General features: G+C 63.3%; 10 protein-coding genes. 9 read left to right on the top strand and 1 reads right to left on the bottom strand.

Features of this window, described 5'->3' with window-relative positions; genetic code table 11:
* Positions 1-19 precede the first annotated feature (19 nt).
* Positions 20-2617: a DNA topoisomerase I gene (locus ACEXKH_RS04565; RefSeq protein ID WP_373573237.1), complete on the top strand. Its 2598-nt coding sequence runs from the start codon at positions 20-22 to the stop codon at positions 2615-2617.
* A 163-nt stretch (positions 2618-2780) separates the two neighbouring features.
* Here ACEXKH_RS04565 and ACEXKH_RS04560 read toward each other — a convergent pair whose 3' ends face one another.
* A complete protein-coding gene (locus ACEXKH_RS04560; protein WP_373573236.1) occupies positions 2781-3827 on the bottom strand; it encodes a zinc-ribbon domain-containing protein in 1047 nt (348 codons plus the stop codon).
* Between the two features lie 345 nt (positions 3828-4172).
* Between ACEXKH_RS04560 and ACEXKH_RS04555 the strand changes: the two genes are divergently transcribed.
* The 8 genes from ACEXKH_RS04555 to ACEXKH_RS04520 all read left to right on the top strand — a co-directional run bounded on the left by ACEXKH_RS04555 (position 4173) and on the right by ACEXKH_RS04520 (position 13311).
* Positions 4173-5084, top strand: a complete 912-nt coding sequence (locus ACEXKH_RS04555; RefSeq protein WP_373573235.1) for a serine hydrolase — start codon at positions 4173-4175, stop codon at positions 5082-5084.
* A gap of 208 nt (positions 5085-5292) precedes the next feature.
* A complete protein-coding gene (gene tmk / locus ACEXKH_RS04550) occupies positions 5293-5976 on the top strand; it encodes a dTMP kinase (protein ID WP_373573234.1) in 684 nt (227 codons plus the stop codon).
* A gap of 1 nt (position 5977) precedes the next feature.
* A complete protein-coding gene (locus ACEXKH_RS04545) occupies positions 5978-7105 on the top strand; it encodes a DNA polymerase III subunit (protein WP_373573233.1) in 1128 nt (375 codons plus the stop codon).
* Positions 7096-8796, top strand: coding sequence for a PSP1 domain-containing protein (locus ACEXKH_RS04540; RefSeq protein WP_373573232.1), 1701 nt, complete (start codon positions 7096-7098; stop codon positions 8794-8796). The genes ACEXKH_RS04545 and ACEXKH_RS04540 overlap by 10 nt, the downstream gene beginning before the upstream one ends.
* A gap of 102 nt (positions 8797-8898) precedes the next feature.
* On the top strand, positions 8899-9705 hold the full coding sequence (locus ACEXKH_RS04535) for a ComF family protein (protein ID WP_373573231.1): 807 nt from the start codon (positions 8899-8901) through the stop codon (positions 9703-9705).
* A 678-nt stretch (positions 9706-10383) separates the two neighbouring features.
* On the top strand, positions 10384-11376 hold the full coding sequence (locus ACEXKH_RS04530) for a substrate-binding periplasmic protein (protein WP_373573230.1): 993 nt from the start codon (positions 10384-10386) through the stop codon (positions 11374-11376).
* 317 nt (positions 11377-11693) lie between these two features.
* Complete coding sequence (gene hpf, locus ACEXKH_RS04525; RefSeq protein ID WP_035137685.1) at positions 11694-12278, top strand: ribosome hibernation-promoting factor, HPF/YfiA family; 585 nt, start codon at positions 11694-11696, stop codon at positions 12276-12278.
* A gap of 79 nt (positions 12279-12357) precedes the next feature.
* The gene (locus ACEXKH_RS04520) at positions 12358-13311 is read left to right on the top strand and encodes a DegV family protein (RefSeq protein WP_138113329.1); all 954 of its coding nucleotides are present in this window, start codon (positions 12358-12360) and stop codon (positions 13309-13311) included.
* Positions 13312-13339 lie beyond the last annotated feature (28 nt).

Genomic DNA, 13339 nt, shown 5'->3' with positions numbered 1-13339 from the left:
TACGAGATAGGAGCCTCTTTTGAAGCTCATCATCGCCGAGAAAAACGACGCCGCGCGTCAGATCGCCGAGCGGCTGTCCACGGGCAAGCCCAAAAAGGACAAGGTGTACAACACCGCCATCTACCGTTTTGAGTGGAAGGGCGAGGAGTGCGTGACGATCGGTCTTGCCGGTCACATCCTTGCGCCCGATTTTTGCGACAGCGTGCTGTTCGATAAAAAGCTGGGCTGGTATTCGGTCACCGAGGACGGCGAGATGCTGCCGGCCGACATGCCCGATGGCCTGGCGCGTCCGCCCTACGACACCAAGCGCAAGCCGTTTCTTGCCGATGGCATCTCAATCAAGGGCTGGAAACTCGAGAGCCTGCCTTACCTCACCTGGGCGCCCGTCATTAAGCTACCGGCCGAGAAGGAGCTCATTCGCTCGCTCAAGAACCTTGCCAAGAAGTCTGACAGCGTCATCATCGCCACGGACTTCGACCGCGAGGGCGAGCTGATTGGCTCGGATGCTCTCAACAAGGTGCGCGAGGTTGCGCCGGACTTGCCGGTCGCCCGCGCCCAGTACTCTTCGTTTACCAAGGCCGAGATCACGCAGGCCTTCGATAACCTCGTCACGCTCGACCAGAATCTGGCCGACGCCGGCGAGAGCCGTCAGCACATCGACCTCATCTGGGGCGCGGTGCTCACGCGCTATCTGACGCTCGCCAAGTTCGGTGGCTTTGGTAACGTGCGCTCTGCCGGCCGCGTGCAGACGCCGACGCTCGCCCTGGTGGTTGAGCGCGAGCGCGAGCGCATGGCGTTTGTGCCCGAGGACTATTGGCAGATTCGCGGCATGGGTGCCGCGCAGGGCGCTGCCGAGGACGACCGCTTTAAGATCGCGCACAAGACGGCGCGTTTTACCGACAAGGATGCTGCCGAGACGGCGTACGGCCATGTCGACGGCGTCGCGACGGCGACCGTTGCCGCGGTGACCAAGCGCTCGCGCAAGCAACAGCCGCCCACGCCGTTTGCGACGACCTCGCTGCAGGCTGCCGCCGCGGCCGAGGGTATCTCGCCTGCGCGTACGATGCGCATCGCCGAGTCCCTCTACATGGCCGGTCTCATCAGCTACCCGCGTGTCGACAATACCGTGTACCCTGCGACGCTCGATCTGGGCGCCGTGGTGAGCGACCTGGCAAAGATCAACCCGGCGCTGGCGCCCGTGTGCAAAAAGGTGCTCGCCGGTCCCATGAAGCCCACGCGCGGCAAGGTCGAGACCACCGACCACCCGCCTATCTATCCCACGGGCGAGGGCGATCCGTCCACGCTCGATGGCGGTCAGCGCAAGCTCTACGATCTCATCGCCCGTCGCTTCCTGGCAACGCTTATGGGTCCCGCGACCATCGAGAACACCAAGCTCGAGCTCGACGTCAACGGCGAGCCGTTCGTGGCCTCGGGCGACGTGCTCGTGACCCCTGGCTTCCGCGAGGCCTATCCGTACGGCCTTAAGCGCGACGAGCAGATGCCGCCGCTGGAGCAGGGCGATACGGTCGACGTGTTCGACATTAAGCTCGAGGCCAAGCAGACCGAGCCGCCCGCGCGCTATAGCCAGGGCAAGCTCGTTCAGGAGATGGAAAAGCGCGGCCTGGGTACCAAGTCCACGCGCGCGAGCATCATCGAGCGTCTGTACGCCGTGCGCTATCTCAAAAATGATCCCGTGGAGCCGAGCCAGCTGGGCATCGCCATTATCGATGCACTGTCGCAGTTTGCCCCGCGCATCACGAGCCCCGATATGACCAGCGAGCTCGACGGCGACATGACCCGCGTGGAGCGCGGCGAGGACACCGAAGAACATGTCGTGACGCACTCGCGCGCGCTGCTGGCCGGCGTGCTCGACGAGCTGCTCAAACATACGCAGGAACTGGGCGACGCCATCAGCGACGCCGTCACGGCCGATGCGCGCGTGGGCGCTTGCCCCAAGTGCGGCAAGGACCTGGTTATGAAGACGAGCGCCAAGACCCGCGGCAGCTTTATCGGCTGCATGGGCTGGCCCGACTGCGATGTGACCTATCCGGTGCCGAGCGGCGTCAAGGTGAGCCCGCTCGAGGGCGAGGCGGCCGTGTGCCCCGAGTGCGGCGCGCCGCGCATTAAGTGCCAGCCGTTCCGCCAGAAGGCCTTCGAGATTTGCGTGAACCCCACGTGCCCCACCAACTACGAGCCTGACCTTAAGGTGGGCGAGTGCAAGGTGTGCGCCGAGGCCGGACGCCATGGCGACCTGATCGCGCACAAGAGCGAGAAGAGCGGCAAGCGCTTTATCCGCTGCACCAACTACGATGACTGCGGCGTGAGCTATCCTCTGCCGGCGCGCGGTAAGCTCGAGGCGACGGGCGAGACCTGCCCCGAGTGCGGCGCCCCCATCGTGGTGGTCAACACGGCGCGCGGTCCGTGGCGCATCTGCGTGAACATGGACTGCCCGACCAAGGAGAAGAAGCCCGCCCGCGGCCGCAAGACCACAACCAAGGCGAGCACGGCGAAGAAGACGACCGCGGCCAAAAAGACGACGGCGGCAAAGAAGGCCACGGCGGCAAAAAAGACGACGGCCAAGAAGTCGACTACCAAAAAGACCGCTGCCGACAAGTAACCGAGCACATATCCGAGCACATATAGACACGGCGGGGCCGGGCGCGCAAATGCAAATGCGCGCCCGGCCCCACTTCTAAGTTGCGGTGAAATAGGGACTGTTTTTGCTGGCAAAAGGCCTAATTAATCCCTATTTCACCGCAAGTTTTGATCAGTTGTTGGGATTACTTCACCTCGACGGGTGCGGCGCCGGGGTAGCGGTCCTCAAAGTCCAGACGGTATTTGTTGTCGTTGGTGCCCGCTACGTTGTCGCGCGCCAGCGGTGCCACGATCTCGTCCTTGTGGTTGGCGGGGCTGGAGTACTCAAGGCTGATCTCCCAGGCATCGCAAATGACGTCAATGCGATTCTCCAGGTCGTCGTAGAGCGCGATGATGTCTTTCCACGAGCTGTAGTTCTGCGAGTCGATGGGAACGTCCAGGTCCTCGACCTCGTCCTTGAGGTCGTCGATCTGATCCTCGAGCGCCTCGGCGGCATCGCTGGCCGACTGACGCGAGCTTCGGTCATCCTTAAGGTAATACGTGTTAAACGTGGTGGCGCAGTCGCGAACCTGCTGATCAAGATCGGAGAGCCTGCTGTAGTAGGAGCTCAGCTGGTCGTAGACGTTCTGCTCGCTGATGGTGGCGGCATCGTGGACGTCATCGTCATCATCATCGTCAAGCTTGTTGGGGTCGCCCTTGACGGACGCATCGTCGTTATCGTGGTCGATCTTGACCTTCTCGATCGTCGTGCCCTTGGTATCATCGGCGCCCTTGTCGAAAGGCTTGATCATAAAGAACACGACGAGCGCGATAATCACGACGATTAGCGCGGCGATGATGCCGATGAGCAGGGCGTTGTTGTTTTTGGGAGCAGCGGGGGCGCCGGCCTGCGGAGCGGCGGTCGGTATGGGCTGCTGCGGCGCGGAGCCGGCTGGCGCCGCCCATTGCTGCGTCGTGCCAACTTCGGGCTGGGGAGCGGGCGCGGGCTGATGAGCGGACTGCACGGTCACGTCCGCCTGCTGGGACTGAGTCGCCGCGGGCTGCTGCGCAGACTGAACCGTGGTCGCGGCGGTGTCGAAGGCGGCATCGGACGCGGCGACATGTTCGGCTGCCTGCGCATTCTCTTGCGACTGAGAGGCCTGGCCATCATCGGTTACCGGCGTTCCGCAGCTGGTGCAAAAACGCTCGTCGTCTTTCAGAAGCTTGCCGCAATGGGTACAAAACCGGGGCATGATGGTTCCTTCCATTCGATGTGTTGGCTAGATTATAAGGTGGTTCAGGTGCGGTTGGGCCGCGCCGACCCAACTGGTTATGTGAGGATGGTCATGTCGCGCAAGCCCTGTCGCATGCGTCACAATGAGTGCGGCGTGCTGGGTGTCCGGCGCGGCCGTTTATCGACGGCTCGGTAGAATGCGATGGTGGGGAGTGAGTCTGTGTACTGCGGCGAGCAAGGTCGGGGTGGCGGCGACAACGTGGAGGCGTTCCGGTTCCCGCCGGGGGATGCGCCCTTCGCTGCGCGCGATTGCTCGCGTCGAGTGTTTTGTGCCGGGATGTTGACCGGAGCGCTTGCCTCGGTGATGAGTCTCGGCGGTTGTGCCGCGCGCCGCAACGAGGCTGAGGGCTCCGCTGTCCCTGCCAAACAAAAAGCGAATCATCCGTCCGCTCAAAAGACGGAAGCTGTCTCCCAGACCTCTTGGATTGCCGGCCTTCAGCAAGATATCGAAGCCCTTGCCGAGCCGTATAGTGGGTCTACCTCGGTCTATGCTGTGGCGCTTGATCCACAAACGTTCGCGTCGCTCGATGGTGAAGTCGCTGTGGCGCCGGACGCGCGACGTGTGGCGGCAAGCATCATCAAGCTTCCCATTCTCGCTTGTGCGCTCGAGACCGTGACGGCGGGCGAGCTGTCCCTCGACGAACAGATAACGGTAACGCAACAGGATATCGTGGGTGGCAGCGGCAACATTCAGTCGCGCGGCGCGGGTGTGTCGTACAGTATTGACGAGCTGCTGCACGCTATGATCGCCCAGAGCGATAACGTGGCAGCGAACCTTGTTATCGGCAGGCTTGGCATGGATACGGTCAACGAAACGTGTGCCGCATTGGGGCTGACCCAGACCGTGCTCGCTCGTCTGATGATGGACACCGAGGCCCAGGCACAAGGTCGCGAGAACTATACGAGCGCCCGTGATGCTGCGGCCGTGTTGCAGCGGCTGGCGGCGGGGACAATCGCGACGCCCGAGCTGTGCGAGCGAGCACGCGGATATCTGCTGGCGCAGGAAGACGCGCGCGGTATTGTCGAAGGCGTTCCCGGCGGCGTTTTGGTCGCGCACAAAACGGGCAGCCTGGCGAATGCTCAGCACGATGCCGCAATCGTCTACGCCGAGCGCCCTTACGTGCTGGCAATCCTCACCCAGGACCTCGAACGCGAGCAGGCCCTAGCCCTCGAGCGCGACATTTCCTTCGCCATCAACGCCCGCGCCCACTCCTAACTTGCGGTGAAATAGGGATTGTATTTGCTGCTAGAAGGCGTATTTAGTCCCTATTTCACCGCAACTTAGAGGGTCGGCAGTTGGGGACGTTCCTTTTCTGCCGGCACTTTGGGAACGTTCCTAACTGCCACCTAGCCCCTGCCCCTGGGGTATCATGGCTTGGTTGATATATCTGCATTTACGCGCCTTGTAGGAAGGGGCTGCGCCCATGGCTTTTGAGCCCGCTCAACATAGCTTTATCACGCTCGAGGGCGTCGACGGCGCCGGCAAGTCCACGCAGGCGCGCCTGCTTGCCCGTGCGCTCGAGCTCGCTGGCTACCAGGTTGTGAGCCTGCGCGAGCCGGGCGGCACTGCCATCAGCGAAAAGATCCGCGCCCTGCTGCTCGACCCCGCCAATACGGCGATGGGCGACACCTGCGAGTTGTTGCTCTACGAGGCGGCGCGCGCCCAGTTGGTGCACGAGGTCATAGCTCCCGCCCTCGCTGTCGGCAAGGTAGTCCTGTGCGACCGCTTCTACGATTCCACGACCTGCTACCAGGCGTTTGCCGACGGCCTCGACCGCCAGATGGTGCGCGATGCCAACAACCTGGCTGTCGCCGGTACGCATCCGGCGCTCACGCTCGTCTATCACATCACGCCCGAGCAGGCGGCACTGCGCATGGCAGCCCGCGGTGCGGCCGATCGCATGGAGGCCAAGGGCATGGCCTTCCAGGAGCGCGTCTACCAGGGATTTTGCGCTATCGCTGCCGAGGAACCCGCCCGCGTAAAGCTCATCGACGCCACTGCGTCGATCGCAGACGTCTTCGCGCAGACGGTTGAGCAGGTTCGCGTCTACGGCCTCGACATTTCCCAGGACGCTGTCACCGCCGCGCTTGCCAAGGAGGCCGAGTAACATGGCCCCCGCTCAGGCAAGTCTGCTGGCCAAGCTCGACACCCAACAGCGCGTGCGCGACTTCTTGACCAACGCCATCGCAAGCGGCCGCGCATCGCACGCCTACCTGTTTTTGGGCGCGCCCGGCGCCGGTAAGCTCGACGCCGCATGGGCGCTTGCCCAGGCATTCCTGTGCGAGCAGGGCGGCTGTGGCTCGTGCGACAGCTGCGTACGCGTCGCCCGCCATACGCATCCCGACGTGCACTATTACACGCCCGAAAGTGCTACGGGCTACCTCATCGCGCAGACCCGCGAGCTGCTCGACGACGTGCCCCTGGCACCCATCCGCGCCAAGGCAAAGGTCTACATCATCGACCGTGCCGAGCAGCTGCGCGCCAACACCGCCAACGCGCTGCTCAAAACACTCGAGGAGCCGCCCGAGGGCGTTATGTTCATCTTGCTGGGCACCTCGGCAGACGTGATGCTGCCCACCATCGTGAGCCGCTGCCAGTGCGTGCCGTTTCGGCTGGTGTCGCCCGCCGTGGCCGCGCAGGCTGTGAGCCGCGCCACCGGCCAGGACCTCGCGCGTTGTCGCATGGCGGTCGCCGTGGCGGGGAGCCCTACGCGCGGCATCGAGTTCCTTAGGAGCGCCGAGCGCCAGGACGCCCGCCGCCAGATGGTTCGCGCCATCGATTCGCTCGTCGCCGCCGACGAGGCCGACGTGCTCAGCCGCGCCAAGTCGCTGATCGTCGCCGTCAAGGCTCCGCTCGCCGAGGTCAAGTCCACGCAGGAAAAGGTGCTCGAACAAAACGCCGACTACCTGTCGCGTGGAGCATTGAAGCAGCTTGAGGACCGCAACAAGCGCGAACTCAACGCGCGCGAGCGTTCGGGTATCATGGAAGCGCTGGCGAGCGCGCGGACGCTCATGCGCGACGTGCTGCTGACGCTTCAGGACGAGGCGGCCGACGTGGTGAACGAAGACGTGCGCGACACGATCGCCCGGCTTGCCGCGGCGACGAATGTTGCGGGTGCCACCCAGGCGCTCGAGGCGGTTGCCACCGCTGAGCGCAACATCGCCAGAAACGTTACTCCCCAGCTGGCCATCGAGGTCATGCTGTTCGATATCAGGAAGGCACTGAAATGCCGTTAGTCGTACCCGTTAAGTTTACCTACGCCTCGCGCGACCTGTGGTTCGACCCACAGGATCTGGATATCCTCGAGGCCGATTATGCCATTTGCTCCACCGAGCGCGGAACCGAGATCGGCCTGGTTACGGCCGATCCCTTCGAGGTGCCGCTCGACGAAATCGGTCAGCCGCTCAAGCCCGTGTTGCGCGTAGCGAGCGACATCGACCTGCAGCTTGCCGATGACCTGGCTATCCAGGGTGACGAGGCCATGGTCGACTTCCGCCGCCTGGTCAAAGAGCTCGACCTCGAGATGAAGCCGGTCGGCGTCGAGTACCTGTTTGGCGGCGAGAAGGCCGTGTTCTACTTTGCGGCCGAGGAGCGCGTCGATTTTCGTCAGCTGGTCAAGGACCTGTCCTCGACGCTGCACATTCGCGTCGACATGCGCCAGATTGGCGTGCGTGACGAGACCCGCCTGGTGGGCGGCTATGCCCAGTGCGGCCAGGAGCTCTGCTGCACGCGCTTTGGCGGACAGTTTGAGCCGGTTTCGATCCGCATGGCAAAAGAGCAGGACCTGCCGCTCAACTCGTCCAAAATTAGCGGCGTCTGCGGCCGCCTGATGTGCTGCCTGCGCTACGAGTTCGAGGCGTACAAGGACTTTAAGAGCCGCGCGCCCAAAAAGAAGACGCTTATCGATACGCCGCTTGGCAAGGCGCGTATCCAGGAATATGACACGCCGCGCGAGCAGCTGGTGTTGCGCCTGGAGAACGGCAAAGTCTTTAAGGTCAACCTGGCCGATATGACCTGCTCTGAGGGCTGCAAAAAGAAGGCCGCCGAGCAGGGCTGCAACTGCCGCCCCGACTGCGTGACGCGCGATGTGCTCGAGCGTATCGAGTCGCCCGAGATGCGCCTGGCGCTTATGGAGCTCGACCGCGAGAACGGCGTCGACGTGGGCGATGGCCTGTCGAGCGCCGACCGTCTGGCGGGGACGACGATGCCCAAGCGCCGCCGTCGCGATGCGGACGCCGATACCCGTACCGGTCAGAGCCAGGGCGAGGGTCGCGGCCGCGGTAAGGGTCGCGGCAAGGCCGAGGCACCCGAGGCCGAGGAGACTGCCGGTGGACGTCGCCGCCGCAAGCGCTCGGGTTCGGGCGATGCCGGCGAGGCCGCTCCCGCAGGCAAGAATTCCCCCCGCGAGCGCGAGGCTCAGCAGCCCCAGCAGCAAAACCGCGGCGGTGGCATGAATCCCACGCGCCGTCGCCGCCGCCATTTGTCGAGCGAGGAGCGCGAGGACGCCTTCCGCGCCGCAGCCGCTCGCGAAGCCGGTGCCGCCCCCAAGGGTGGTTCGGGTTCCGATGCGCCTGCCGACAAGGGCGGCAAGCAGCGCAACGATGACGAGCGCACCCCGCGTCCGCGTCGTCGCCATTCCTCGGGCACGCAGCAAAAGCCCTCGGTGCCCTCCGTGGCCGATCAGGTCTCGGATGGCGAGGTCAAGGTCACGCGCCGTCGCCCCGGAGATGGCGGAGGGGCGGCCGCCAAGGCCGCGCGCGGCGCTGCTCGCGACGAACACGAGTCGCGCGAAGATCGTGGTGGCGAGGGTTCGGCCGACCAGGGCCAGAAGCGCCGTCGCCGTCGTCGTTCCCGCAAGCCGCGTCAAGATGGCGGTGAGGGCTCGACCCAAAACCCGTCCGCATCGCAACCGCCCACCGGCGAATAGTGCCCGCAAACGGATTTAACCTGCCTGACCCCAAACGCGTCGGGGTACCATAGCGCTGAATCAACAACCCTCCCTGCGACCGAGCGTAGGGAGGGTTGTGTCGTGAAGAGACATTTGAATGTGTTGGGATGCCTGCAAGGTGCCGGCATCCTACCGTTTGCGGACGAATTGTTACCGTTTGCCGAGCAGGCGGCGCACGAGGCGCTTGAGGCGTTGTCGCCCACGCGATGTGCTGGCTGCGAGCGCGCCGGCGCGCTTATTTGCCAAGACTGCCTGGCCGCGCTCGCGCTCATTGACCCACGTTATAGCTGCACCCGATGCGGAGCCCCGTTTGGAGACTTGCTGTGCACCGAGTGCTCGGTCGAGGGTGCGTCTTCGGCGATGGCCGAAGCGCTCGACCGGTGCCTGGCATGTGCCGTTTACACGCATCCGCTGCCGCGGATCATTAAAGCGTACAAAGACGCGGGCGAGCGACGTCTGGCGCCGTATCTGGCAGAGCTGCTATACGACACCGCCTTACATGCCCAGGTCGCGGCACCCGAACGCTACGGCGGTGTGTTGTCCGGCGCCGATGCCGTGGTGTTTGTGCCCGCGACGGCGGCGGCGTTTCGGCGACGCGGTTTCGATCATATGGAAGCCATCGCGCGCCCATTTTGCGAGCTGTCTGGTGTTCCGCTGCTCGACGCCCTCGTTAAGTACGGCCATGGCGACCAGCGTGAACTCGGTCGTGAAGAACGCCGTGAACGCGCCCGAGGCATGTACGAGACCGTTGAGGACGTGCGGGGCCGCCGCCTGCTGCTTATCGACGACGTTATCACCACGGGTGCGACGATGGCAGCGGCTTCGGCGGAACTCAAGCGCGCCGGTGCCGCGGCCGTTGATGGCCTCGCTATCGCACGCGTTTGGTAGGGGTGATTCGTGTGGCGGTAAAGATTGAGCGGTGCAACGAGCCGACAGGCGAACAGCTAGCGGCTTCCATAATCCTAACAGGCGCCTCGGCGCTACGCATGATGCGCGCCGAGCGCCGGCAGATGGGCTACATCGGCTGGAAGGACCTTAAGCCCGATGAAGAGCGCCATATATTGTACGCGGCGCTCCCAAACGGGTGCCTCGGGGCTCCCCGTAGGGGAGCTCCGGGCTTCATGGGGACACGAATGGTCCGCTCCGACCTGCAAAATCTGTGCTCACGGTGCGAATGACGCCCCTAACCTTAAACTTTAGCTTGAACTTAGCTATAATGCGCTACGTTCCTGCCAGGCTGTGGTTGCGGACGGACGAAATGTCCATCCTAGTCCAAGACAGACGCGGTCAAAGGGATCCACGTAAGCGACCGCGTGCGCGCGGCGCGATCATGGCGCGTCCTAGATGTAAGCCGCACCGTCCGTTCTACTTTCTTTGGGGCAATACCGCCTCGCGGGCGAGCGGGCCAGTCGTGAAGGTGGCTATGGCCTCCCGAGCAAACACCCCGGTGCGCAAGTGTGGGGTCAAATACCAGGTCAGCTGGTGGGAACACCCGTTATTCCGCGCAACGCACGGATTGTATACGACACAGAAGGCAGGGTAGTGGACATGGTGAGGGGCAGCTTGATGCACGCGGCTCGGTTAGGTGCTGGGACCGCGGCGGTCATTGCCGTATTGGGCTTGAGCGGATGCGCGTTCAACCCACTGTCCACGTTCACGACGCCCACGATTGACCAGATCGAGCGCGAGACCGTTACCCCTACGGTGTCGGACGATGCCCTGGTCACTCCCGGTACCCTGACGGTTGCCCTCGATACCTCCGATGCTCCGCAGGCCATGCAGGGCGCCGATGGTAACCTCACGGGCTACGCGGTCGATGCTGCCCGCGCCCTTGCAAGTCGCATGGGCCTCAAGGTTGCCTTCGTCGATGCGTCTTCTGCCGATTCCGCGCTTGGCGACAAAAAGGCCGACATCTTCATTGGCGACATCAATTCCACGGATGGTGACATCAGCACGCTTGGTACTTGCCTGTACGACGCTGCGGCAGTGTTCGGAAAGACGAGCGACGGCGAGTCGCTGAGCGTTTCCACCGAAACGCTTAACACCGCTACCCTGGGCGTTCAGACCTCTTCGGCCTCGCAGGAAGCGCTCGCCAAGCAGAGCATCACGGCCAACCAAAAGACCTTCTCCAACATCAACGAGTGCTTTGAGGCGCTCGAGTCCGGCGAGATCGACTACGTGATTTGCGACTCCACGGCCGGCGGCTACCTTGCGCGCCTGATGAGCCAGGTCTCTTACGTCGGCGCGCTCGAGACGCCCTCGACGCTCGGCGTCGCGGGCCTCGCGGCCAACGATGAGCTATGCCGTGCCGTGAGCGATGCCCTCGACGGTATCACGGTCGATGGCACGCTCGAGGCGGTCCACTCCGTCTGGTACGGCACGATGCCCTATGACCTCACCACCAAGACGGTCTCGGGCGCCGACGTGCAGTCGACCGACACCGGATCCAGCGAGTCCGCATCCTCCGACTCGAGCAGCGAGGGTGCAACCTCCGAGGATAAATCGTCCAGCCAGGAGGGCATTATCACCGACGACGACATTAACAAGCTCAATAGCTAGTTATTGCTAGGGGTGGCGTCTCCCATGCGCTAGGAGAGAGGCCTCTTCACGGTTTCAACACGCATTGCCGGGCTTTCCCAACAGGGGAGCCCGGCTTTTTTGTTTCCATAAAACCAGCAGGTCAAAGACATTTTTTAGGTGCAAAGCCAAAGTCGCCGTCGCCCTCCTATAGCGCACTTTGCCACAGAAAAGTGCGAGACTTCGGTATGCGGTATCAAGCAATCGTTATTCGGGTCTTTGGGAATCCGCGTGATTAAATGCACGGCAATGGGTACATAGCCAGTACAGTAAGTCCCCGAGGCAGATTGGAGCCACGTATGGATATCAAGGTTTCTGGACGCAAGACGACGGTAACCGATGCTCTGCGTGCGCATGTGGATGAGAAGATCGGCGAGGCGCTCAAGGTTTTCGATATCGAGCCCATGACGGTCGACGTTGTACTTCGCTATGAGAAGAACCCCTCGAACCCCAACCCGGCAATCGTCGAGGTTACGGTTCGTGCCCGCGGTTCGGTGATCCGCGTTGCCGAGCACGGTGCAGATATGTACGCCGCCATCGACCTCTCCGCCGATAAGGTCACCCGCCAGCTGCGCAAGTTCAAGACCAAGGTCGTGGACAACCGCCAGGGCGGTGCTAGCGCGGCGGATGTCGCACCGGTCGAGCGCGTCGAGGATCTGGCCGACCTGCTGCTGCCCGAGGAGGAGGACGACCTGCTCGTCCGCGAGAAGGTCATCGATGTCACCCCGATGACTGAGGAGCAGGCACTGGTGCAGACCGATCTGCTCGGCCACGACTTCTACGTGTTCGAGAACGCGACGACTGGCCTCATCAATGTGGTGTATCACCGTAAGAATGGTGGATATGGCATCATCAAGCCCCGCATCGAAACACTTGACGAGTAAAATACGTTAACTTGCATGAGTTAACGGTTGGCGGCCATCCCATGCGGGTGGCCGCCTTTTTACGTAAGGAGTCGCTTTGATGGACAAGGCTGCATCTACCGGCCATTCTGACCGCTGCCGCATCGTCGTCGATACCTGCTGCGACTTTAGCCCCGAGGTCGCCGCGAACCTCGATGTCGATATCCTGGGTTTCCCCTTCATTATCGATGGCGAGGAGCGCACGGACGATATCTGGTCGAGCATGAGTCCTAAGGAGTTCTACGACCGCATGCGCGCCGGCGCTCGCGTGTCTACCTCCGCCGTGTCGCTCGGTCGCTATATCGAGTTCTTTACCGAGTGCGCCAAAGAGGGCACGCCCACGGTCTACCTGTGCTTTACCTCGGCGCTGTCGTCGAGCTACAACTCCGCGTGCCAGGCGGCAGATGCCGTGCGCGCCGAGTATCCCAACTTTGAGCTCTACGTGGTCGACAACGCTCTGCCCTGCGCGACCGGTGCGCTCTTGGCGCTCGAGGCCGTGCGCCAGCGCTCAGCGGGACTGACCGCCAAGCAGCTGGTCGATTGGGCAAACGAGGCAAAGACCTACGTCCACGGCTACTTTACGCTCGAGAGCTTTGACGCGCTGGCTGCCGGCGGCCGCATTCCGCCCGCGGCGGCACAGCTCACGGCAAAGCTCGACGTCAAGCCCGAGCTCTCCTACGACCTTGCCGGCTCGCTTTCGCTGATCGGCGTCAACCGCGGCCGCAAGAAGGCGCTCAAGTCCATCCTCAAGTCGTTCCGCGAGAACTACGTGCCCGACCGCACCATGCCCATCGCCATCATGACGGCCGATGCCGAGAAGGACGGTGATTGGCTCGAGGCCGCCATCCGCAAGGAGGAAGGCTGCGCCGACGTCACCATCATCCGTAGTTCCGTCGGTCCCACCATCGGCTCGCATGTGGGCCCCGGCATGGTGGCTTGCGCGTTTTGGGGCAAGAACCGCGCCGAGAAAGCCTCGCTTTCCGACCGCATCGCACGCCGTGTGCGCGGTGAGTAGACAGGCGCTGCGGCTGCAAGTGCCCTCA

The sequence above is a fragment of the Collinsella aerofaciens ATCC 25986 genome (genome assembly GCF_964259375.1).
Lineage (GTDB): Bacteria > Actinomycetota > Coriobacteriia > Coriobacteriales > Coriobacteriaceae > Collinsella > Collinsella aerofaciens_BO.
This window is presented reverse-complemented; position numbering and strand designations above follow the sequence as displayed.

What these genes read in the sequence shown, in the direction of transcription:
- tmk (WP_373573234.1), top strand. Translation starts at nt 5,293, where the DNA reads ATGGCTTTTGAGCCCGCTCAACATAGCTTTATCACGCTCGAGGGCGTC.
- ACEXKH_RS04560 (WP_373573236.1), bottom strand. Translation starts at nt 3,827, where the DNA reads ATGCCCCGGTTTTGTACCCATTGCGGCAAGCTTCTGAAAGACGACGAG.
- ACEXKH_RS04540 (WP_373573232.1), top strand. Translation starts at nt 7,096, where the DNA reads ATGCCGTTAGTCGTACCCGTTAAGTTTACCTACGCCTCGCGCGACCTG.
- ACEXKH_RS04520 (WP_138113329.1), top strand. Translation starts at nt 12,358, where the DNA reads ATGGACAAGGCTGCATCTACCGGCCATTCTGACCGCTGCCGCATCGTC.
- ACEXKH_RS04555 (WP_373573235.1), top strand. Translation starts at nt 4,173, where the DNA reads ATGAGTCTCGGCGGTTGTGCCGCGCGCCGCAACGAGGCTGAGGGCTCC.
- ACEXKH_RS04530 (WP_373573230.1), top strand. Translation starts at nt 10,384, where the DNA reads ATGCACGCGGCTCGGTTAGGTGCTGGGACCGCGGCGGTCATTGCCGTA.
- ACEXKH_RS04545 (WP_373573233.1), top strand. Translation starts at nt 5,978, where the DNA reads ATGGCCCCCGCTCAGGCAAGTCTGCTGGCCAAGCTCGACACCCAACAG.
- hpf (WP_035137685.1), top strand. Translation starts at nt 11,694, where the DNA reads ATGGATATCAAGGTTTCTGGACGCAAGACGACGGTAACCGATGCTCTG.